Origin of the sequence: Nocardia sp. NPDC056100 (assembly GCF_042266325.1) — a bacterium.
Lineage (GTDB): Bacteria > Actinomycetota > Actinomycetes > Mycobacteriales > Mycobacteriaceae > Nocardia.
The window spans coordinates 265986-289260 of record NZ_JBHJVY010000008.1; the positions used below are offsets into that span (position 1 = coordinate 265986).

Here is a 23275-nt window from a genome sequence, read left to right on the forward strand (position 1 = left end):
ATCAGCGCGGCAGTTTGCTGTTCAGCTTGGTCTCATCGTCCTGAATGGCGATGCACTGCACCGACGGATCGGTATTCCACTCCGACTGGCTGTGCGGCCGGTAGTAGAGGTAGCTCAGGCCGGAGACCTTGGAGTCGATCCGGTCGAACACCTCGGCGCATTTGGTCTCGGCGTAATCCTTGGACTGCTGATCACCCTGGAAGCTGGGCAGATTGAAGTTCAGGAACACCTCACCGTCATGCGCGCTGGTGCAGGAGGTGACGGTCGCACCGCTGATCGACACCTTGCGATGCACACCGTTGACGCAATCGCCGTCCTTGAGATTGCGCAGCAGCGTGTACCCGGCACCGGATGTGGACGGCGCCGTGGTGGTCGGCAGCGCGGGCACCGAGAACGACGGCATCGCCGGCATCGAGAACGACGGCGGCGGCGAGATCGAGTCGACGCTGTCCTTCGTATCCGCGACACCCACCGCGAATACGATGACGCCGACCAGCGCCCACACGCCCGTCAAAATCAAGCCGGTGATCGCCAATCCCTTGCCCTGCTGATTGCGATCCTTGATCTGGCTCAGCGAGATCACACCGAACGGCACCGAGAGCAGGCACATGCCGAGCAGACCGGTGATCAGCGCCGCGATGGCGAAACCATTGGTGCCCTGCGGCGGACCCGCCGGACCCTGCGGCGGATACGGCTGGGGGTACTGCTGAGGCGGGAACTGCTGATAGCCACCCGAACCGCCGTAGGGGTCCGCCGGGAAACCACCGGCGGGCGCATACCCCGGCTGCTCCGGGTAGCCACCGGGCGCGGTGTAACCGGGCTGCTCGGGGTACCCGCCGGGCGCGGTGTACCCCGGCTGACCCGGATAGGGCTGCTGCGCACCGTAAGCCGGATCCGACTGATTCGGCCACTGCGGCTGACCCCAGGCCGCCTGCTGATCCTGGGCCGGAGCGCCCGGATACGGCGGCTGCTGCGATGACCACGCCACCACCGTCGGATCCGGGGCGGCCGGCTGTGCGGGCTGCTCGCCCCCGGCCTGCTTGTCCAGCCCGACGGGCTTATCCGGCGAATTCGGGTGATTCGGATCCACGATCCCCCCTCCGCGGACTCGTTGCGGCCCGCTCTAGCGAATTTTCCCGCTCACCGTAGCGGTTTCCGATTCGGTCCGCGAAACCTATATATCAGGGGATTACCGCGGCGACCCGCTCCAGGCGGCTTTCGGTGTACGAGGCGATCTGATCGACGATCACCCGAACCCGAGCGGAGTCATCGTTCGCATCCTCCCACCAGGGCAGCAGCAGTCGGTCCAGGCCACGCGGGGCGATATCGAGCAGATGATGCGCCACCATCAGGATGCGTTCACGCTGCCCCGCCTGGCGGACCTGATGGATCGGATCGGACAGCACATAGCGCAGCGCCATGGTCTTGAGCACCGCGACCTCGGCCGCCACGATCCGCGGCACCTCCAGATCCGCTGTGTACCTGCACAATTGACGACCACCCCAGGCTGCGCGGGTGGCCTCGACGGCGGCGGTGGCGAAACGGCCGACCAGATCGCTGGTGAGGCTCTTCAGCGCCACCGACGACGCCAGCGAACCGTCATAGGAGGCCGCGGCGGTGACCACCGGAAGTTCGGACAGGCGCTGCGCGGCCGCCACCAGATCATCCACGCTGGGCGACTTCTTCTGGCGCGCACCGAGTTCCGCGAGCGCGGCCTGTTCCACCGGATCCGCCAGCGCGCGCAGATCGATGCGGCCGACGATGATGCCGTCCTCCACATCGTGCACCGAATAGGCGACGTCATCGGCCCAGTCCATGACCTGCGATTCCAGGCACTGCCTGCGATCGGGCGCGCCCTTGCGGACCCAGGCCATACGATCCATATCCACGTCGTACGCGCCGAACTTGGAGCCGGGACCCGTTCTGCCCCAAGGGTATTTGATGACCGCGTCCAAAGCCGCACGGGTCGGGTTCAATCCGTAGCTCTGCCCCTGCTCGTCGATGACCTTGGGTTCGAGCCGGGTGAGAATGCGCAGGTTCTGCGCATTGCCCTCGAATCCCCCGTGCGCGTCGGCGAATTGGTCCAGGGCCTTCTCGCCATTGTGCCCGTACGGCGGATGCCCGATATCGTGCGCCAGCCCGGCCAGATCCACCAGATCCGGATCACAGCCCAGACCGTCGGCGATGCTGCGGCCGATCTGCGCGACCTCCAGCGAATGGGTGAGCCGGGTGCGCGGGGTATCGCCATCGCGCGGACCCATGACCTGCGTCTTGTCCGCGAGTCTGCGCAGCGCCGCGGAATGCAGCACCCGCGCTCGATCGCGTGCGAACTCGCTGCGCCGCGCCGGGGCGGGCGACCAGCTCAATCCGGCGGTTCTATCGGTCTCCGGGACCAGGCGCTCCCGATCGTGCTCGCTGTACACCCGGTCGTAGTCGATGCGCATATTCACTGCTCCGCCGTGTAGGTGAAATCGGCCGAATAGTGGGTGAGCTGGTACCACAGCAGCGCGAAGGTCTCGCGAGTTATGCCGTGCGCCTGCGATTCCCGCGTGTACACCGCGGGCCCGGTCCTGGTCGGCGCGGTCCATGCCGAGAGTCCGGCATCGCGCGCCATGGTGCGGGTGCGCAGCGAATGCCAGGGATCACTCACCAGCACCACCGACGACTTACCGCGTGCCAGTAGGGCTCTGGATACCGCTTCGACGCTCTGCAAAGTGTCCGAACCGGTTTCCACCGCCAGCACCCGATCCGCCGGGACGCCGCGATCCTTGAGATAGTTCTTGCCGGACGCGGCCTCGGTGTAGTTGTCCCCCACCTGTTTTCCGCCCACCGTCACGATGAGCGGGGCCACACCCTTCTGAAAAAGCTTGTACGCCTGATCCAATCGGGCCTGGAAGACCGAGGAGGGGGTGCCGTCGTACTGCGCGGCCCCCAGCACCACGATCGCGTCGGCGGGCGCCCAATCATCGATGCGGGCCACCTGCCAGACCCGCACCGCGGTACCGCCGATCACCAGCAGCCCCATGAGCACCCCGCCGATCAGCAGTCGACGCGCCCAGGCCAGCCATCCCGCGACATTGCCGTCACGGGACTGGTCGACCTGCGCCGGCGCCGAGGCGGGCTCGAGGTCGCGGTTCCGGAGTTTTACCAACCGCGCCGCCGCCACTCGGGCAATTGCGGGCGCTCCACACCGAGGGTGGTGTCATCGCCATGGCCGGGATACACGACGGTGTCATCCGGGTAGCGGGCGAAAAGCTTGGCTTCGACATCGCCGAGCAACGAGGTGAACTCCTCTGGCGAGCCGGTCTTGCCGACGCCGCCCGGGAACAGCGAATCTCCGGTGAACAGGTGGGTGCGGCCGTCGCCGTCGGTGTAGGCGAGCGCCACCGAACCCGGGGTGTGACCGCTCAGGTGAATGGCCTCGAACTCCAGCTCGCCGATGCGGATCTTGTCACCGTCGGTGAGGATGCGGGTCGGCGGGACGGGCAGCGCCTCGGCATCGAGTTCATGCGCGGCGGACGGAATCTCGCGGGCGGTGAGCACATCGGCAAGGGCCCACCAGTGATCCGGATGGCGATGCGTGGTGACCAGCAGCTCGACCCCCTGGGGAGCCTCCTGATCCAGCAATTCCAGAATGCGTTCCGCTTCATTGGCGGCGTCGATGAGCAGCGTCGAGCCGGTTCTCGCGCACTGCACCAGGTACACGTTGTTATCCATGGCGCCCACCGACATCTTCACGATGCGCGCGCCGGAAACGCTCCGCTGCTGCGGGTTGGAGCCGGGGGCGAGATGACCCGTGTACGGGGAATCGATCGTGATCACGCCTTTGATCGTAGTCATGGCCGCCGACACGGGTGACCGGATGAAACCTCGCGCCCCGCGTGCGCCGGATAGATTCATACGATGCGGCTTCCGAAGCAGCTCTCCATGCTGCTGTCCGGCTTCGTGCTGGCCTTGATTGTTCCCATCGGCGGGGGCGCTCCCGCGCACGCCGAGCAGCCGCAGCGGCTGCCCAGCTATGTCACCGATCTGGCGGGCGCGTTGCGCGGCGGGCAGACGGCTCAGGTGCAGTCGGCGATCGACGAGCTGTACACGAAAGACCATGAGCGACTGTGGGTTGTGTATGTCCACGACTTCGCGGGGATGGACGCGCAGAGCTGGGGTGAGCAGACTGCGAAAGCCTCCAACTTCGGCAATCGGGATGTGCTGCTCGCGGTCGCGGTGGGTGATCGCGGGTACGCGTTCACCGGCAGTGCGCCCGAATCGGTCAGTGAGAAGCAGGTCGACCAGCTGCTGATCGATCAGGTGGAGCCCAAGCTGCGCGCCGGGGATTGGGCGGGGGCGGCGATCGCGACGGCCAATGGGTTGTCGGCGGCCATGAACGACAGCGGGGGCGGGACCAGCATCTGGGTGGTGCTGGTACTCGTGCTCGTGGTGGCGCTGGTGGTGGGCGCGGTGCTGCTGTGGTCGCGCGGGCGCAAGGCGCGGCGTTCGCGCGCCGAGCTGGAGGCGGCGCGCAAGGTCGATCCGGCGGACACCGCGGCGCTGAACGCACTGCCGCTCGCCGCACTGGACGCGCGATCCAAAGAGTTGCTGGTCGATACCGACAATGCGATTCGCACCAGCGCAGAGGAATTGCGGCTCGCCACCGATGAATTCGGCGCGAGCGCCACCGCGCCATTCACCGCGGCGCTGGAAGCGGCGAAGAACGCGCTCGCCAAAGCCTTTTCCATCCGCCAGCAACTCGACGACGATATTCCCGAAACACCCGAGCAACAGCACACCATGCTGGTGGAACTCATCGGCACCTGCGGGCGCGCGGATCAGGAACTCGACGCCAAAGTCACCGAATTCGACGCCATGCGGAATCTGCTCATCAACGCGGGCGAACGATTGGACGCGCTGACCCGGGATCTGGTCGAGCTGACCGCCCGGGTGCCCGGCTCGACGGCGACGCTCGCACAGCTGGTGGCGGCGCAGCCCGCCTCGGTGCTGGCACCCGTGCATGACAACGTGAATATGGCGCAGGAGCGGATCACCTTCGCGGACAAGGGCATTCAGGAAGGCCGCGCGGCGGCGGCCCGGCCCGTCGGCGAACAGGGCGCGGCGGTGGCTGCCATTCGCGGGGCGGAGGCGGCCATCAATACCGCACGGACACTGCTGGATGCGGTCGATACCGCCGCGACCGATATCGATCAGGCGCGCGCCGGACTGCCCGGCATCATCGAGGAACTGCGCATGGATCTCGGCACCGCGGCGGCCCTCACCAAACACGGCGGGCCCGAACTCGCGACCGCCGCTATCGCCGCGCGCACCGCGCTCGATGAGGCGAGCCGGGACGGTGCGACCAATCCGCTCGGGACGTTCCAGCGGGCGGTGGCCGCGGATACCGTGCTGGACAAGGCGATTGCCGCCGCCACCGACCGCAAGGTCGCCGCCGAAGACCTGGCGCGCCGCCTCGATCAGGCGATGACCGCGGCCCTGAGTCAGATCAACGCCGCCACCGATTTCATCAGCACCCGGCGCGGCGGCGTCGACGCCGAACCCCGCACCCGCCTCGCCGAAGCCCAGCGCAGCCTCGACCAGGCCCGCCAACTCACCGAATCCGATCCCGCCCAAGCCCTTACCGAGGCCCAGCGCGCCACCGAACTCGGCACCCGCGCACTACTCACCGCCCAGGCCGCCGTCCGCGAATGGCAATCACAACAGGCGAGCTCCAACTCCCAAACCGGCGCCATCCTCAGCGGCGTCCTCATCGACGGCATGCTGCGCGGCATGGGCGGCGCAAGTCGCGGCGGCGGCGGATTCAGCGGCGGCAACTACGGCCCCGGCTCCTTCGGCGGCTCCGACGGCTCCCGCCGCATCAGCCGCGGCGGCCGCTTCTGACCAACAGCCCCGCCGGTTCGCGCGGAGGTGAACTATTCGAGCAATCCCCTCGCTCGGGCGCGGGTTTCCCGCAGCGGGTCCACGGGATTGCACGAAAAGTTCACCTGCCCAGCGCAGTCGGCGCGATGAGCGTGGCCTCGGCAGTGTGGGAAGGCGCGCGTCAGAGCCAGCCGAGGCGTTCGGCGGCCTTCACTGCTTCGGCGCGGGTGCGGGTGCCGGTCTTGCCGATCGCGGAGGAGAGGTGGTTGCGGACTGTGCCTTCGGAGAGGTGGAGGGATTTGGCTATCGCGCCCGCGGTGGCTCCGTCGGAGGCGGCGGCGAGGACTTCGCGTTCGCGGGCGGTGAGGGGGGAGGTGCCCGCGGTGAGGGTTTCGGTGGCCAGGGCGGGGTCCACTACGCGCAGGCCCATGTGGACTCGGCGGACGGCGTCGGCCAGTTCGCGGGCGGGGGTGTCCTTGACCACGAAGCCGTCCGCGCCCGCGTCGATGGCGCGGCGCAGGAAGCCGGGGCGGCCGAACGTGGTGACCATGAGGATGCGGACGGAGGGATGTGATTTGTGGAGTTGGGCCGCGGCCTCGATGCCGTCCATACCGGGCATTTCCACATCCAGCAGGGCCACATCGGGATTCGTGCGTTCGACGGCGGCGAGCACCTCATCGCCGCGGCCGACCTCGGCGACGATCTCCAGATCGTGTTCCAGGCCCAGCAGCGCGGCGAGTGCGCCGCGCACCAGTGCCTGATCGTCGGCGAGCAGAAGTTTGATCATCGCGGGTCTCCCATCGGTGCCGCCGGAAAGCTTGCCAGTACCCGCAATCCGCCCTCCGGCCGGTTCGCCACGGTGAGCGTGCCGCCGGTGGCGCGGACTCGTTCGGACAGTCCGGATAGGCCGGAGCCGAATTTCCCGTCGCCCAATCCGCCGCCGTCATCGCTGATCTCGATGCTGAGCGGGGACACCCGCACGGTGGCGTGCCTGGCTCCGCTGTGCCGGACGATATTGGTGATCGCCTCGCGCAGCACCCAGGCGAAGACGACGCTGTGCCGGGTGGGGAGCCCATCCGCGACGGGCAGATCCGCCTCGATCTCGGCGGCGCGCAATGCCGTTCGCGCATTGGTGAGTTCGCCCGCGAGCGATACCTCGCGCAGGCCGCCGACGGTGCTGCGCACCCCGGCCAGGGATTCGCGGGCCAGCCGCTCCACATCGACCAGCTCCTGTTTGGCGCGCTCCGGATCGATCTCCATGAGCCGTTGCGCCAGTTCGGTTTTCACCGTGATGATGGTGAGCGAATGGCCGAGGATATCGTGCACATCGCGGCCCACCCGCAGGCGTTCCTCCGCGATGGCCAGTTCGGTCAGCTGCTGCCGGGCCAGATTCAACTGCTGATTGCGCTGGATGAGCTGACGGATCCCGCCCACCGCGAACGCGGACATCGCCATCGATTGGATGATGTCCCAGTCGGGCGCATCACCGGCCACCGCCTGCGGAATGACCGCCGTCACCAGGATCAACCCGATCAGCGTCGGAATCGCCTGCGCGATAGGCAGTGTGAAGGCCAGGAACGACGCCGGATAGACCGCCAGCGGCACCGCATGCGAATGCAGCGTCACCGCGACCGCACCGAGCAGCGCCAATTGCAGGGCAAGCAGCGGGAATACCAGGCGCGATGGCGGGTTCGGCCAGGCCGGCCCCGTCATCGGCAATTGCAGCAGTCGCCAGAACGAGCCGATATAGGCGATCCCGAACGCCACGATCGCGATGAGCGTGTACACCCGGGCCACATCACCGTCGAGCTCCCAGGCCCGGCGCAGCGGTGTGATCAGGTACACCGACCATACGGCCGCGAAGATCCAGCCGAATCGCCGGCGCCGCGCAATACTCTCCCGACTGTCCACCACATCGCCGGACGTTACCGCAGGCCACGACGGCAGGCGACGCTCGAGGATCTCGTCCGCCCAGCCGACCCGACCGCGGCCCGGCACCGGAGTATTCATGACTCCACTATCGGGCGGGCGGGCGGCGGATACCCCACTCGTCCGTCATGTTCTACCCATGACAGATGTCATCGTCACAGGTAGGCGCGATCCGCGGCCGTGCGCGCGACGGCCTCAGATGGTGAGGGTCACGGTGTGGAAGCCGCTCGGGCCGGAGGGGAAGCTGGGGCGGTCGACGCCGTCCTGTACTTCTCCGGAGCGGCCGGTGACGCGGGCCTGGATGGTGTGCGTGCCGGGTGGCAGATCCACCACGGTGCGCCAGCGACGCCAGGCGGCGGGTGCCGACTCCGCGCCGAGTTCGGTTGGGGTCCAATCGGTTCCGTCCACCCGGATATCGACGGCGGATACACCCTGGGGTGGAGCCCAGGCGACACCGGCGACGGTGGTCTTGCCCGGACTGCCCGCACCCGGCGATGCCACATCGATACGGGATTGCGGTGTCACCCAGAGGGTTTCGTTGGTCCAGCCGCGCTTCCACCAGTAGTCGACGTGTGAGTCGTCCGAGAGTTCGAGTTCGGAGATCCACTTCGCGCCGGTGTACTGACCGTAGATTCCGGGCACGAAAACCCTTGCGGGGAAACCGTGTTCGGGCGGCAGCGGTTCACCGTTCATGCCGATGACCAGGTAGCCGGGCAGCTCCCCCGTGCGCAGCTTCGCCATATCCAGCGAGATCGTGTAGCCGTCCACGGCGCGGGTGACCAGCCGGGTCGCGTCGGTGTCCGGCATGGCGTGATCGAACAGCGCGGTCAGCGGCACCCCGAACCAGCGGGCATTACCGGCCCGATGCTGTCCCGGCGTGTTGTGCACGCACACCATGACCGCGTCGAATTCCACCGCCTGTTCGGCCAGATCCGCCAGCGACAGTCGCAGCGGATGCGCGACCTTACCGGTGATGGCCAGCCGCCATTCGCGCGGATCGATGCGCGGCGGCCGCGAATTCACGTCCGCCACATAGAATCTGCCGACCTTGGTGATCAGCGGCGACAATCCCGGTTCGGAACCGAGCCCGTCCTCGGCCATCGGCACATGCGAACCCATCGGCCCGAGCTGCCGCACCCGTTCGCCGTGCCGCTTATCCGCGCGCCGGATCAAAGTCTCGGCGGCCGCGAGCATGCCGACTCCGCCTGTGGCCCAAAGCAATCCGGACCCCAGCCCACCGGGCGACCGGCGCAGTCCGGCGCGTAGTACGCCCGCCGCCGCGATACCGCCGAACGCGCCCGCGGCCGATCGATTCGCACCGCGCAGCGCCAGCGCGCTCGTCCCCGCACCGAGTGCCGCCACCGCGGGCGTGCGCAGGCGCTCGGGCAGCAGGGCCAAACCCGCCGATCCGGCAACGACATTCGCCACCACGGCGGCGCGGGTGGCCTCCTTGTCGTACCGTCCGGCCCGGGCGACCATGGCCTCCACCACCGGAACGGGCGCGATATCGGCCCCCAGCCGCCCGATCCCGTCGATCACCGAACCGCCCCGGGTCGCGGCGAGCAGTTCTCCGGCGCCGAGCGCACCCAGCCCCACCGCCGCCGCGCGCAGCAGCCGTCTCCCGTTCACCGACACAGTCCGAGCCTTCCGTAGCCGAGCGGGTTGTCCCCGCCCATTCTTCACCAGCCGGAAGCTATGCCAATAGGATTCGCCCGGCCACCCTCATAGCCGATCCAGATATGCGGTGATCAGCGGGCCGATCTCGGCCAGCGCGGCGGCGGTGACCAGTTGGTTGTGGGTGAAAACGACCGGATATTCGGTGATCGCGCCCGCGATGAACGGACGCCAGGTCGCGATATTCGGCGTCGGATCCGGATTGCCCGCGGCGGAGACGAACATCAGATCACCGTCGAAGACATCGGGTCGATGGTCGGAGATCTGCCGCAGCAGATGTTGCAGATCGCTGTAGAAGTGCTCGATTTCGGTTGCGGTGAACGAGATTCCGGAGGCCGCCAGCAGGTCCGCGGCCTGCGCGGGGGTTACGCCCTCGAGACCCGCGGGCACATCGATACCGCCGAATTCGGCCAGCAGCATGGCCAGCGGCGGCAGGTCGGCATCGGCGGTGATCCGTACCTGAGCCCGGGCGTCCATCATGATCAACGACTGGACTCGCGCACCGCGACCGCGCAATTCCACCGCGATGGCGTGCGCGATCGGACCGCCCGCCGAATAGCCGAGCAGGTGATACGGCCCCTCCGGCTGCACCCGGCGGATCTCCTCGACATAGCGCACGGCCAGATCGCGAATCGTGCGATCGGCGGTGCCGCCGTCGACCACGCCCGGCGATTGCAGACCGTAGACCGGGTGGGTGCGATCGATGTACTGCACCAATCCGCCGTAGCACCACGCCAATCCGACGGCCGGATGGATACAGAACAGTGCCGGTCCGTCACCCGCCGGGCGCATGGGGAGCAGCACCCGCAGCGACGGCTCCACGCCCGGCTGTTCGGCGGCCTCGGCGAGCCGCCGGGCCAGCGCGGCGGGGGTGGGGTCCAGGAACATCCACTGCAGCGGCACGGGGATGCCGGTGCGTTCGCGAACCAGGGTGACCAGCTGCACCGCGGCCATGGAGTTGCCGCCGACCTCGAAGAAGTTGTCGTCCACGCCGATCCGATCGGCCGCCAGGACGGTCTCGAAGGATGCGGTGAGCGCGCGTTCGGCATCGGTGCGCGGGGCGCGGTACGGACGCCGCTGCGGCTCGGGGTGAATATTCACCGCGGGGGCGTCCTCGTCATGAATCCTCGCCGTGAGGGGCGGGAGTCCACCCGCCTCGACCACACCGATCGGGGCGTCCGGGGTGGCGGTGACGGCGGCGATCAGGGCGATGAAGGCGTCGGTCATGGATCGTGCGGTGGCGCGGTCGAACAGATCGGTCGCGAAGGTGAGCGCACCGGTGATGCCTGCTGGTTCACCCGCGGGGCCGAACTGCTCGGCAAGCATCCATTCGAGATCGAACTTCGAACCGGGAGCAGGCGCCTCGAACGGGCGAATCTCCAAGCCCGGCAGTGTGGTTCGTGGAATCCGCACATTCTGGAAGGCCAGCAGCACCTGGAACAGCGGATGATGCGCGGTGGAGCGGGCCGGGGCAAGGGCCTCCACCAGGCGTTCGAAGGGCAGATCCATATTGCCGTAGACAGCCAGATCGGCGCGGCGGGTGGCCGCCAGGGTCGCGGCGAAGTTCGCGGCCGGGTTCAGGCGCGAGCGCAGGACGACCGTGTTCACGAACATGCCTACGAGATCATCGAATTCGCCGTCACCCCGGCCCGCCACCACTGAGCCGAGCGCGATGTCGGTCTCATCGGAGAGCCGGGCCAGCAGTACCGCCAGGGCGGCGTGCACCACCATGAACGGGCTCGCACCCTGTGCACGGGCGAGCACCTGGACGCGATCGTGAACCACTGCGGGAATGGCGAATTCGATGCGGTCGCCGATACCGGACGGGAGTTCGGGCCGGGGGCGATCGACCGGGATGCGGTGCACCTCGGGCAATCCGGCGAGCGTGCCGCGCCAGAAGTCCAGTTGGCGGTGCGCGAGGCTCTCCGGATCGGTGTCGGAGCCGAGCAGATCACGCTGCCAGAGCGCGTAATCGGCGTATTGCAGCGGGAGCGGAGCCCAGTTCGGCTGCTCACCCGAGACCCGGGACAGGTACGCGCCCAGCACATCTCGTGCCAGCGGGGCCATGGACCAGCCGTCGGCGGCGATGTGGTGTACGGCCAGCGCCAGCACCGCGTATTGGGGCGCGGTGTGCAGGACGCAGACGCGCAGCGGGGGTTCGCGGGTGATGTCGAAGCCTCGGGACAGCTCCGACATCAGGCGCTGCGTGACTTCACCTACGTTCGTGGCGATTTCGGTGACGGGTGTGGCTTCCGGTGTGGCGGGGAGGATCTCCTGATACGGCAGGCCGTCCGAGTCCACGGGGTAGATGGTGCGCAGGGTTTCGTGTCGTTCCACCACATCGTCGATGGCGGCGCGCAGTGCCGAGATATCCAGTGTCCCTTCGATTCCGAACGCACCCGGAATGTTGTAGACGGGCGATCCGGGGTCGTAGCGGTTGAGGAACCACATGCGCTGCTGTGCGGCCGAGAGCGGAATCCGTTCGGGACGCGGCCGAGGGCCGGGGCGGGGGCGGTCGGCGGCCGTGCCCGAGGCGACGAACGCGGCCAGTTCGGCGACCGTCGGTGCGTCGAAGAGGGCTCGGACCGGAACCGCTCGATCGAGTTGACCACCCAGCCGGGCCACCACCTGGGTGGCGATGAGCGAATTACCGCCCAGGGCGAAGAAATCGTCATCGCGCCAGACCTGATCGATGCCGAGCACCTCGGCGAAGACGGCGGCCACCGCCTCCTCCTCGGGGCCGATCGCCGCCTCGTGCGTACCGGCGATGAGCTGCGGCGCGGGCAGGGCATCGCGGTCGAGCTTGCCGTTCGCGGTGCGCGGGAGCTCATCGAGCACCGTGATGGCAGCCGGGACCATATACGACGGAAGCCTTTGCGCCATCGAACGTTTCAGCGCCACCGGATCCGCCCCGGCTCCGGTCTCCGGAATCACATAGGCGACCAGCATTCCGCCGCGAGCGTCCTCGCGCACCAGCGCGACCGCGTGGGCCACGGCCGGATCGGCTATCAACGCGGCTTCCACTTCACCCAGCTCGATGCGCAGGCCGCGCAGCTTCACCTGGGTATCGGTGCGGCCCAGATACTCCAGATCGCTATTGCGACGGCGGACCAGATCGCCCGTGCGGTACATGCGCCGCCCCGGCATGAACGGATCGGCAACGAAGCGGGCGGCGGTCAAATCGGGGCGGTCGTAATAGCCACGTGCCAAAGGGATTCCGGACAGATACAGCTCGCCGATCACACCCTCCGGGACGGGGCGCATCCGATCATCCAGGACCAGCGCCCGCACACCCGGAGCGGGTGCGCCGATCGTGATCGGATCGCCCGGGCACAGCGGTGCACTGCCGGTCGCCCACACCGTGGTCTCGGTGGGACCGTAATCATTGAAGTGCAGGCGATTCGGTGCGGACCAGGCCGCGACCAGTTCGGGCGGGCAGGGCTCACCGCCGGTGATGATCACACGCAGCCGATCCACACCCGCCGGGTCGACCGTCGCCAGCGCCGACGGGGTAATGGCGATGTGCGAGACCTGCTCCCGGGCAAGCAGTTCCGCGAGATCCGCGCCCGCGAAGACGGTGGGCGGAGCCACCACCAGTGTCGCGGCCGCGCTCAACGCCATGGTCAATTCCAGCACCGAGGCGTCGAAACTCGGTGATGCCACCTGCAATACGCGGGAATCGGCGGTGATTCCGTCACGAACGCGCTGTGCCTCGGCGAGATTCGCCAGACCGGCGTGCGTCACCACCACACCCTTGGGCGCGCCGGTCGATCCGGAGGTGAACATGACGTACGCGGGGTTCCCGGGGTGTGTCCGCGGCGCGAGACCACCGAACGAGCGGCCGAGCCGATCAGACTCTGCGGTGCGACTTCGGTCGGCATCGTCGCCTCGCGACAGAGTGGACTCGTCACCAACTCCGGTCTCAAGCTGCGCCACAGCGGATTTCGCGGTGAGGTCAGCGTCAAGGCACCACCAATCGACGTTGTTGGGCAGACGGTCACGCTGTGCGGAAACCGTCAGGCCGAGAGTTACGCCGGAGACGTCGACGATGCGGGCTATGCGTTCGGGTGGGTAGGCCGGGTCGACGGGGACGAAGGCCGCGCCGGTGCGGGTGATCGCCCAGATCGCGAGGATGGATTCGATCGAGCGCGGGATGCCCACGGCCACCAGGGTTTCCGGCCCGGCTCCGGCGCGGGTGAGGCTGTCGGACAGCTGCCTCGAACGCTCATCGATCTCGCGGTACGTGAGTCGGCGGTCGGCGCAGCTCACCGCGACGCCATCGGGGTTGGCGGCGACCGCTTCGGCCATGAGTTGGGCCAGCGTGCGGGGCGCGGCAGCCGGGGTCATCTCGGTTGACAGCTGATCTCGCTCGGCGGTCGTCAGCAGGTCGATATCGCCCACCGGCAATTCGGGATCGGCCGTGACCGTGGCCAGCAGCCGCACCAGGCGATCAGCGAACGCGGCGACCGTCGATTCGTCGAAAAGGTCTGTGGCATAGGCGCATCGCAGTTGCGTGCCGTCCATATCCGCGACCACCGTCACACTCAGATCGAATCGAGTGTTGCTCTGCGGCAGATCGATTGGAGCCACCGTCAGCTCGGGCAGGCGGAGTTCCGGAATCGTCAGGTTCTGGTACACCAGCATGATCTGCACCAGCGGATGCCGGGCCTCCGAACGCGCCGGGGCGAGCACCTCGACCAGTCGCTCGAACGGCACATCGGCATGCTCGAAGGCGGCCAGATCGGACTCCCGCACCCGGTCCACCAGGGCGGCGAAACTCTCTCCCGGCTCGACGCCGGTGCGCAGCACCAGGGTGTTCACGAACATTCCGACCAGCTCATCGAGGTCCCGATGCCCGCGCCCCGCCACCGGCGTGCCCACCACCACGTCCCCGCTGCCACTCAGCCGGGCCAGCAGCACCGCCAGCGCGGCGTGTACGACCATGAACGGGGTCGCCCGGTGCCTCCGGGCAAAACGGTCGATTCCGGCCGTCAGCGTGCCGTCCAGCCGGGCTGTCGTCTCCCCCGCGCGATGGCTCGCACGCGCCGGACGTGGCCGATCGGCGGGCAACTCGACGTGATCCGGCAGTCCCGCCAACGTCCTCGACCAGAACTCCACCTGCCGAGCCAGCAGCGACCCGGAATCCCCCTCATCCCCGAGCCGCGCCAACTGCCACAGCGTGTAGTCCGCGTACTGCACCGGCAGCTCCGCCCACACGGGCCGCTGCCACGCCGCCCGCATCGCATATGCGGCGGCCACGTCCCGAGTGAGCGGGGCCATCGAGAAACCGTCGGTGGCGATATGGTGCGCGACCAGCACGATGACATGCTCGTCCACATCCGAGTCTGCATGCGATGCCGCTGAGCGCGAACCCGATGCCGCAGCGCCTTGATCAGGTACGGTGAGCGGCCCATTCGAGGGCACCGGAAGCGACCCGCCCGACGTAATGCGGAACAACCGCAAGCGCAAAGGGACAGCGGCGGTGACGTCGAAACCGCTTGTCACAGTATCGATCACCGCGGCAGCCAGTCCTTCGGCGGCAATCGCGACGGGTTCCAGATTCAGCGGCACCTCGTCGACGGTGAGCACAAGCTGCCCGCCGACGCCGTCGATATCGGGGTACACGGTGCGCAGGCTCTCATGCCGCTCGAGCACATCGCGAAGCGCGGCCCGCAACGCGACCCGGTCCAATCGGCCCGAAAGCCGCAGCGCCACAGGCACGTTGTACGCGGGCGAAGCCGGATCGTAGCGATTCACGAACCACATGCGCTGCTGCGCGGGCGACAGCGGCACCGGATCCGGGCGCGGGCCCGGCACCAGCGCAGGACCAGATACGCGGCGCACTCCGGTCTCGGTCAACAGCCGAGCCAAATCGGCGACAGCCGGGGCATCGAACAGCAGTCGAACCGGTACGGGAGAACCCAACTCGGCTGCGAGTCGGGCCGCCACCCGGGTCGCGATCAGCGAATCGCCACCGAGGGCGAAGAAATCGTCATGGGCACCCACCCGTTCATGACCGAGCACCTCGGCGAAAGTCTCGGCTATCAACACCTCGACCCCAACCGGCTCGACGTACTCCGCCTGCGCCACTTCAGGTTCCGGCAGCGCGCGCACATCGATCTTGCCGGTCCGGGTCCGAGGCAATTCCGCAAGGATCTGAATGCTCGACGGCATCAGGTAACGCGGCAGCCGAGCCGCAGCCCAGGACATGAGGTCCGTCGCGGCCACGTGCGCCGTCGCAGCTACGGCGAGGGTGAGGTAAGAAACCAACATGGTTGCGCCGGTAGCGGTTTCCCGCGCCACGGTAACCGAGGACTCCACCTGCGGATGGGTGACAAGCATGGCATCGACTTCACCGGGCTCGACGCGAATCCCACGCACCTTCACCTGAAAATCCGTACGCCCCACGTACTCGAATCCCGCCGCGGTACAACGCATCAGGTCACCGGTGCGGTACATACGCAGTCCGACGGAATACGGATCGGCGACGAACCGGCTCGCGGAAAGTCCTGCGCGCCCGGCATATCCGCGTGCCACGCCCAGACCGGACACGTACAGCTCACCGACGGCTCCCATCGGTACCGGGCGCAGCCAGCCGTCAAGCACCAGCAGGGTCGCACCGGGGACCGGAGCGCCCAACACGGCGGCGGTCTCGGCCATCATCGGCTCGCCGTATGCGGCGGCGATCGTGGTCTCGGCTGGTCCGTACGAGTTCACTATGATGCGCCGCGGCATGTCGCGGGTTGCGGTCATGCGGGTTACCAGGGCGGGTGGGCAGGGCTCGCCGCCGGTCGCGATGACGCGGACCGAGTTCAGGGCGTCGATGTCCACGGTTGCGAGGACGGTGGGGGTGCAGATCAGGTGGGTGGCCGAGCTCGCGATGAGAGCGGCGCCGAGTTCGGCACCGGCGTTCGTTTCGGGCGGGGCCACGACCAGTGTTCCTCCGGCCGCGAAAGTGCTGAGCCACACCAGGATCGCAGCGTCGAAGGCTGGGTTGAGGCAGTGCAGCATGCGGGTGTCGCGGTTGAGGAGGCAGTGCTGCGCGGTGGCATTCGTGAGGTTCGCCAGGCCGGTATGGGTGACGGTCACGCCCTTCGGGGTGCCGGTGGAGCCGGAGGTGAAGATGACGTAGGCCGCGTGGTCGGGGCGCAAGGGGGTGGTGCGGTCGGCGTCGGTGATCCGGTCGGCGGGCGACTCTTCAAGCCTCGCAGACGTTTTCGCGGAGTCGAGCAGCAGCCAGGGCAAATCCTGCGGTAGATCGCCGGATACCGTGGAATCGGCGATGCCGAGCAGGGCATCGCATTCGGCGGCGATGGCCGCGGTTCGGTTCGCGGGCTGGGAGATATCGACCGGAGCGAAAGCCGCGCCGGATTTGGCGATGGCCCAGATCGCCACCATGGCGGAGAGGGTGCGCGGGAGCGCGACAAGTACCGTCCGCTCCGGCCCCGCTCCGGCTTCGATCAGCAGGCGCGCCAAACTATTTGATCGAGTGTCGAGATCGGTGTACGTCATCATTTCCGGATCACCGCGAGTGTCGGCGATCGGCGCAGCGTTGGTGATCGCGACTGCATCCGGCAGTCCCGCTGCGGTGAGCAGGTCCGGGAGCAGGCGTACCGGGTTCGCCGGTGTGCCATGGCGGACGGCAGGGGAATCCAGCACATCGCCGGTGCGCAGGGCTCCGATTCGGCGCTGCGGATCCTCGGTTAGGGCGAGCAGCAGGTGCGCGAGGGACGCTGCTATCGAATCTGCTTGTGCACCATCGAAATAGCGGGGCGATCTGGTTAGTTCCAGGCGTAATCCGGTATTGGCGTAGGTGGCCAGGGAGAGGGGGTAGTGGGTGCCGTCGTGTGCGTGGATGCTGGTTACGGTCAGTTCGGCTTGGTGGGTGGCGGTGGTCAGGGCGGCCGCGTCGACGGGGTAGGACTCGAAAACCGTTGCGGTGTCGAAGAGGGGGCCTAGGCCGGTGTGGGCGTGGATCTCGTCCAGGCCGAGGTACTGTGCGTCGGCGAGGGCGGCCTGTTCACGTTGTATGCGGGTCAGTAGATCGGTGACGGTTTCGCGCGGGTTCAGGGTGATGCGGACCGGGACGGTGTTGACCAGCATGCCGACCATGCGGTCGGAACCCGGCAGCTCCGGTGGCCGTCCGGAAACCGTTGCGCCGAAGACGATATCGGCCGAGCCGGTGAGCGTGCCGAGCAGCAGCGCCCACGCCGACTGGACGATGGTGTTCACGGTGACCTGGCAGGAGGCGGCCAGTGCGCGCAGACGTTCGGCGGCGTCATCCGGCAGGGGAACCGCGTGCGCGACCGGTGCGGTGGTCGTATCGGCGCGCGGGGCGGCGGGCGCGACCAAGGTCGGGCCGTCGAGATCGGCCAGCGAGCGCGCCCACATCTCCCGGGCCTGCCCGAAATCGCGGCCGGAGAGCCATTCGAGGTAGTCGCCGAACGGGACCGGCGGCGCGAATCCGCTGTCGTCCCCGAAGGTTTCGTACAGGCCGACGAGTTCGGCGAACAGCAGCGGCATGGACCAGCCGTCGAGAATCAGGTGGTGGTTCGTGATGACGAGCCGATACCGGCGCTCGCCCATCGCGAGGCACAGGAATCTGATGAGCGGTGGCATGGCCACGTCGAAGGGTTTTGAAAGCTCCTGCGCCGCTATCGCATCCAACTCCGACTCGGTCGCGCCGAAAGCCTCGCGATACTCGCACGGGGCCTGTGCGCGGGCGGCGATGACCTGCACCGCGTGCTCTCCCGACTGCGCGAAGCCCGCCCGCAGCACCTCATGCCGTTGGACCAGCGCCTGGGTGGCCGCCGTCAGGCGAGCCGGATCCAGATCGCCTTCCACATCGATGACTGCCTGCACCGAATACCCATCGGCCTCGCCCCCGGCCAATTGCGCCTGGAACAGCAGTCCGCGTTGCAGCGGGGTCAGCGGCAGCGCGGTGTCCAACCGTCCGTAATCCCGCTCCCACGAATCGATTTCGTGCTGATTGACAGCCAAGAGGGGCACATCGACCGGTGTGATTCCACCGGCCTCCGGATCGCGAATCGAATCGGCGATCTCCTCCACCGCCGCCGCCCATTCGCGCGCCAGTGTCTCGACTTCACCGCTCTCGACAGCTCCGGGGGCGTACTGCCACACCGCCCGGATCCGCAGCCCGCGCTCCGACTCCAATGCCACCGCATCCACGGAAACCACGGCGGCCAAAGGCATTTCCGGGTCAGCGTGACCGCCGAGCCGGGCCGCCATCCCCACCGGCAACCACTCCCCCGCAATCTCGAGCGCCGGAATCACGCCGAGATAGTTGAACCCCACCTGCGGCTCCGGCAACTGAGCCAGGCCCGCACCGGTGTTCTCGTTCGAATACCGCAGCAGCCCGTATCCGAGTCCGCCCCTGGGCACACTTCGCAATTGCTCCTTGACCAGTTTCAACGCTCCCACCGCCGAATCCGCGGCAACGGGTCCCAGTCGCACCGGCACCTGCGCGGTGAACCAGCCGACGGTCCGCGACAGCTCCGCGCCCGGCACCACCGTCTCGTCCCGCCCGTGTCGCTCAACTGCGACAACGGTTTCCGAGTCGACGGCCCCGCGGCGACGAGCCAACGCCAGGGCCAGCCCGGCCAGCAGCGCATCTTCGACGCCGCAGCGATAGGCAGCGGCAATCCGGCTCACCAATGTTGCAGAGGCGGTATCGGATATCTCGACTTCGAGCCGCCCAGCGGAGCCGTGTGTATCGACCGCCGGGTCCAGCCGCCGCGTGCCCAACAGCGGGTCCTCGGCCAAAACCGTTCGCCAGTAGTCGTATTCACTGGCGGGCCACGCCGGGGCCTCGACGTCCGGCATTGCCTCCGTGCCCGCCGAGTCACGGGCTTCCGCGATATCGCGCAACGCGTGCGCCCAAGCACGCATGGAGGTGCCGGTGGGTTGCAGGACCGGAACGGCCCCGGCGGAAGCCTGGGACCAGGCAGACATCAGGTCCGGCAATAGAATTCGCCACGACACCGCGTCACAGGCCAGATGGTGCACCGCGATCACGAGTCGGCCGGATACGCCGGGACCCGCATCCAGCCAGGTGAGCGCGACCATGATTCCGGCACGCGGGTTCAAGCGCGTCACCGCCGCGGCCAACTCGGGTTCGATCGCATCCGCAATGGCCTGATCGGCAGTATCTGATCCCGTGTCGCGGGACCGTCGGGTGACGGTCTGTGAGACCGTCGAATCGTATTGGGCACAACCGACTCTCGCGATCAGAGCGGCGGCATCCACCAGGTGCGGCGGCTGCACCTCCAACTCCAGCCCGGATGCAGCCGGAGCGATGCGAGCGCGCAGCATGTCGTGCCGATCCAGCAGTGCCTGAACAGTGCGGGTCAGCGCCGCATGTTCGATACCCAGCGGCAGCTGAACGACCATCGATTGGGCGAAGTGCTCCCAGCCCGGCCGGGACAACAACCACGCCGCGACCGGGGTGAGCGGCAGCCGACCCACACCACCACCGGGCAACTCGGCGAGCTGCGCGGGACGATCGTCCGCGAGAGCGACAACGGCCGCCAGACCCGCCGGGGTGCGATGCTCGAAAACCTCCCGCGCCGAGAAGATCAACCCCGCCGCCCGCGCCCGCGAGACCAGCGTGATGGCCATGATCGAATCGCCGCCCAGCGCGAAGAACGAGGTATGCGGCCCCACTTCGGCCGTACCGAGAATCTCGGCGAACAGCGTGCACAGCATCCGCTCGGTCGCACTCGCCGGTTCCGCGCGCTGAACAGGCTGCGCGACAACGGGTTCGGGTAGCGCCCGCCGATCAACCTTGCCATTCGCCGTCAGCGGCAACGCCCCCAGCACGGTGACCGTGCCCGGAACCATATAGGGCGGCAGCCGCCGCGCGGCATGATCCAGCAGATCCGCCTCGGTGACATTCACCCCCGCGTGCGGCACGACATACGCCGCCAGCACCGTCCCCCCGCTCGGCCCCGGCCGCGCCACCGTAACCGCGATCTCAACCGCCGCATGCGCATTCAGCGCCGCATCGATCTCCCCCAGCTCGATCCGCATACCCCGCAACTTGACCTGGAAGTCTCCTCGCCCCACGTACTCCAGCACCAGGGCGGGGCGGCTGCCGCGCAGTTCGGAATCCACTTCCGACGCAGCGGGAGTCGAGACCGACCCGAGCGTCCAGCGGACCAGATCGCCGGTGCGGTACATGCGACCGCCGCCGGGGGCGGGGACGAAGCGTTCGGCGGTCAGGCCGGGTCTGCCGACGTAGCCGCGGGCGACACCGGGGCCGGTCACATACAGCTCACCGGCGACGCCGATGGGGACCGGGCGCAGCCAGCGATCCAGGACCAGCATGCCCGCACCGGGGATGGGGTCGCCGATGCCCGCGTTCTCACCGGGCACCAGGCCCTTGGTGTAGGTGACGGCCACGGTGGATTCGCTGGGACCGTAGGAGTTGAGCAGGTCGCGGCCGATTCCGAAGCGCGCCACTATATCCGGCGGGGTCGGCTCGCCGCCGGAGGAGACCGCGCGCACGCCGTCCAGAGCATCCGGCTCCAGGGTGGACAGCACCGCCGGGGTGGAACACACCTGGGTGATGCCGTAATCGCGTACCAACGCCGCCAATTCGTCCCCGAGCACCGGATCGGATTCGGCGACAACCAATGTCGTACCGGAGGCGAAGGCCATCAGCCATTCCAGCACCGACGCGTCGAAACTCGGGTTCAGGCATTGCAGCACCCGGGCACCAGGGGTGACCCGGTATGAATCAACCACCGCCGCAGCCAAACCCGCGAGACCCGCATGGGTCACCACCACACCCTTGGGCGTCCCGGTCGACCCGGAGGTGAACACCACGTACGCCGGGTTGGCCAACTCCGGCCGACCACGCAGTTCATCCGCAGCCAGTGGAATGTCCGGGCCGGGGTGCTCGGAGAGCAAGTGGTCCAGGGGGATCCAGTGCACCGTGTCGGGGAGGTCAGCGGAATTCGCGAGGGTCAGGCCCAGGGTTGCGCCGCATTCGGAGGCGATGCGCGCCATTCGGTCGGCGGGCATGGCGGTGCCCAGAGGGACGAAGGCGGCTCCGGTCTTGGCCACCGCCCACAACGCGACCATCGCCTCGACGGAGCGTGGGAGGGCCAGCAGCACAGTTGATTCCGGGCCCAGCGAAGGGGACGACGCCAGTGTGGATTCGGCGGATTCGTGTAGGAGCCTGCGCGCCAAGCGGTTCGACAGCGTGTCGAGTTCGCCGTACGTGAGTTGACGGTCTCGGCCGATGACGGCGAGGCCGTCGCGTCCTGCCTGTCGCAGCCCCGCTGCCAGAATCTCCGGTAGCAGGCGGGGTTCCGGGGCTTTCGCGCCGTGTGAACCCGCGAGCAGTGGCTTCTCGTCGGCGGTGTAGTACTCCAGGGATGTCAGCGGCGTATCGGCCTCGGCGGACAGCAGGGATTCGAGCAGGGTCAGGAAGCGGCGGTGCTGGCGGGAGAGCGAATCCTCGTCGTACAGCCGGGGATTCGCGGCGAAGTCGACGTGAATCGGTGCGCCCGCACCATGCTGGTAGAAGTTGACGAACAGGTCCTCGATCGGGCCGGAGGTCAGCACGTGCAGGCTGGAATCGACTCCCGCGAAATCGATTCCGGCCGGGAACAGCATGATGTTGATGACCGGGCCGACGAAGCCGCGACCGAACTCCGGCCGCGCCGCGTCCTTCCGAGCATCGCCCGGCCGCATACCGTCGCCGCCCGACGGCACCCCCGAATCAGGCCCGGCATCCGCGCCGGCAGCGGGGTGATCCCCCGCACCCCAGTGCATATCCTCGGCGCGAAAACGCTGGTGGCGCAATGCACCCGAGGCCGCCACCCGAACCGCGTCGAGAACCTCGCCCACCGTGCCCTCGCGGGGCACGCGGAGGCGCAGCGGCACCACATTGGCGATCATGCCGCCGGAGCGGCGCAGTACCGCCGTGGTGCGGCCCGAGACCGGCAGGCTCAGCACCACGTCCTCGGTGGCGGTCAGTCGCGCGTAGTACAGCGCGAGCGCCGCCATCACCACGGTCGCCGAACTGGCGTCGAAGCGATGCGCCGCGCTCTCCAGGCGTGCGGCGATATCGGCTCCGAGTTGGGCGCGGGCTTCGCGGCCCAGGGCGCAGGCGGGGGCGGTGGCCGAGACCAGGCTGCACCGTTCGGGCATGCCCGCGGTGACCTCGCGCCAGTACCGCTCATCGGAGCCGAAGCGGCTCGAATCACGGTATGCCAGTTCGGCTTCGTGCACCTGTAGCAGGGAGGCCGCGGTGCCCGCGGGCGCGGGTTCGCCGCGTACGGCCGCGTTGTACAGCTCGGCGACCCGGTACAGCATGGTCACCGAACCGAAGCCGTCGATGAGAATGTGGTGGGCGCGGGTGTACCAGAGGTGGTGGTCGGGCCCGACCCGGATCACCACGGTGATGCCCGCCCGCTCACCCAGCAGATCGATGGGCGCGGCCACATCCGCGCGCATCCATTCCAGCGCCGCCGCAACGGGTTCCGCCCGATCGGCGAAGTCCGCGAACTCCACGGCGGGTTCGATATTGGGGTCGACGACCTGGTAGGGCCGGTCCTCGATCTCCACCAATCGCACTACGCCGGAACCGAATTCGCGCCCGGCGACGGCCGCGGCGTTACGCAGCGCCCCCAGATCGAGCGGCCCGCGCATCTCGATGTACTGCGCCTCCGACAGCGGCACGCTCGGATCCAGTTGCTGCGCATACCACATGCCGAGCTGGGCCGGGGAGAGCGGGAAGACTGTGGCGGTCTGTTCCGCCGCGAGTTCGCGCGTCATA

General features: G+C 68.2%; 9 protein-coding genes. 1 reads left to right on the forward strand and 8 read right to left on the reverse strand.

The window, feature by feature from the left end; all coding sequences use genetic code 11:
- Nucleotide 1 precedes the first annotated feature (1 nt).
- The 4 genes from ACFC0O_RS45135 to ACFC0O_RS45150 form a co-directional block, all read right to left on the reverse strand.
- Nucleotides 2-1090: a DUF4190 domain-containing protein gene (locus tag ACFC0O_RS45135; RefSeq protein WP_375968456.1), complete on the reverse strand. Its 1089-nt coding sequence runs from the start codon at nucleotides 1088-1090 to the stop codon at nucleotides 2-4.
- Between the two features lie 91 nt (nucleotides 1091-1181).
- On the reverse strand, nucleotides 1182-2444 hold the full coding sequence (locus ACFC0O_RS45140) for a deoxyguanosinetriphosphate triphosphohydrolase (RefSeq protein WP_375968457.1): 1263 nt from the start codon (nucleotides 2442-2444) through the stop codon (nucleotides 1182-1184).
- A 2-nt stretch (nucleotides 2445-2446) separates the two neighbouring features.
- Nucleotides 2447-3025 (reverse strand): YdcF family protein, encoded by a 579-nt coding sequence (locus ACFC0O_RS45145; protein WP_364640376.1) that lies wholly within the window; start codon nucleotides 3023-3025, stop codon nucleotides 2447-2449.
- Nucleotides 3026-3144: 119 nt separating this feature from the next.
- Nucleotides 3145-3840: an MBL fold metallo-hydrolase gene (locus tag ACFC0O_RS45150; RefSeq protein ID WP_375968458.1), complete on the reverse strand. Its 696-nt coding sequence runs from the start codon at nucleotides 3838-3840 to the stop codon at nucleotides 3145-3147.
- A 63-nt stretch (nucleotides 3841-3903) separates the two neighbouring features.
- Here ACFC0O_RS45150 and ACFC0O_RS45155 point away from each other — a divergent pair, with 63 nt between their 5' ends.
- Complete coding sequence (locus ACFC0O_RS45155) at nucleotides 3904-5886, forward strand: TPM domain-containing protein (protein WP_375968459.1); 1983 nt, start codon at nucleotides 3904-3906, stop codon at nucleotides 5884-5886.
- A 160-nt stretch (nucleotides 5887-6046) separates the two neighbouring features.
- Here ACFC0O_RS45155 and ACFC0O_RS45160 read toward each other — a convergent pair whose 3' ends face one another.
- The 4 genes from ACFC0O_RS45160 to ACFC0O_RS45175 form a co-directional block, all read right to left on the reverse strand.
- Nucleotides 6047-6652: a response regulator gene (locus tag ACFC0O_RS45160; protein WP_375968460.1), complete on the reverse strand. Its 606-nt coding sequence runs from the start codon at nucleotides 6650-6652 to the stop codon at nucleotides 6047-6049.
- Nucleotides 6649-7875, reverse strand: coding sequence for a sensor histidine kinase (locus ACFC0O_RS45165; protein WP_375968461.1), 1227 nt, complete (start codon nucleotides 7873-7875; stop codon nucleotides 6649-6651). The genes ACFC0O_RS45160 and ACFC0O_RS45165 overlap by 4 nt, the downstream gene beginning before the upstream one ends.
- Nucleotides 7876-7989: 114 nt before the next feature.
- Nucleotides 7990-9423, reverse strand: coding sequence for a molybdopterin-dependent oxidoreductase (locus ACFC0O_RS45170; RefSeq protein WP_375968462.1), 1434 nt, complete (start codon nucleotides 9421-9423; stop codon nucleotides 7990-7992).
- Nucleotides 9424-9516: 93 nt separating this feature from the next.
- Nucleotides 9517-23274, reverse strand: a complete 13758-nt coding sequence (locus tag ACFC0O_RS45175; protein WP_375968463.1) for an amino acid adenylation domain-containing protein — start codon at nucleotides 23272-23274, stop codon at nucleotides 9517-9519.
- Nucleotide 23275: the final 1 nt, after the last annotated feature.

Bases quoted from the DNA above. Each gene is read 5' to 3' on its own strand.
- ACFC0O_RS45145 (WP_364640376.1), bottom strand. From the start codon at position 3,025: ATGGGGCTGCTGGTGATCGGCGGTACCGCGGTGCGGGTCTGGCAGGTG.
- ACFC0O_RS45160 (WP_375968460.1), bottom strand. From the start codon at position 6,652: ATGATCAAACTTCTGCTCGCCGACGATCAGGCACTGGTGCGCGGCGCA.
- ACFC0O_RS45165 (WP_375968461.1), bottom strand. From the start codon at position 7,875: ATGAATACTCCGGTGCCGGGCCGCGGTCGGGTCGGCTGGGCGGACGAG.
- ACFC0O_RS45155 (WP_375968459.1), top strand. From the start codon at position 3,904: ATGCGGCTTCCGAAGCAGCTCTCCATGCTGCTGTCCGGCTTCGTGCTG.
- ACFC0O_RS45175 (WP_375968463.1), bottom strand. From the start codon at position 23,274: ATGACGCGCGAACTCGCGGCGGAACAGACCGCCACAGTCTTCCCGCTC.
- ACFC0O_RS45150 (WP_375968458.1), bottom strand. From the start codon at position 3,840: ATGACTACGATCAAAGGCGTGATCACGATCGATTCCCCGTACACGGGT.
- ACFC0O_RS45140 (WP_375968457.1), bottom strand. From the start codon at position 2,444: ATGCGCATCGACTACGACCGGGTGTACAGCGAGCACGATCGGGAGCGC.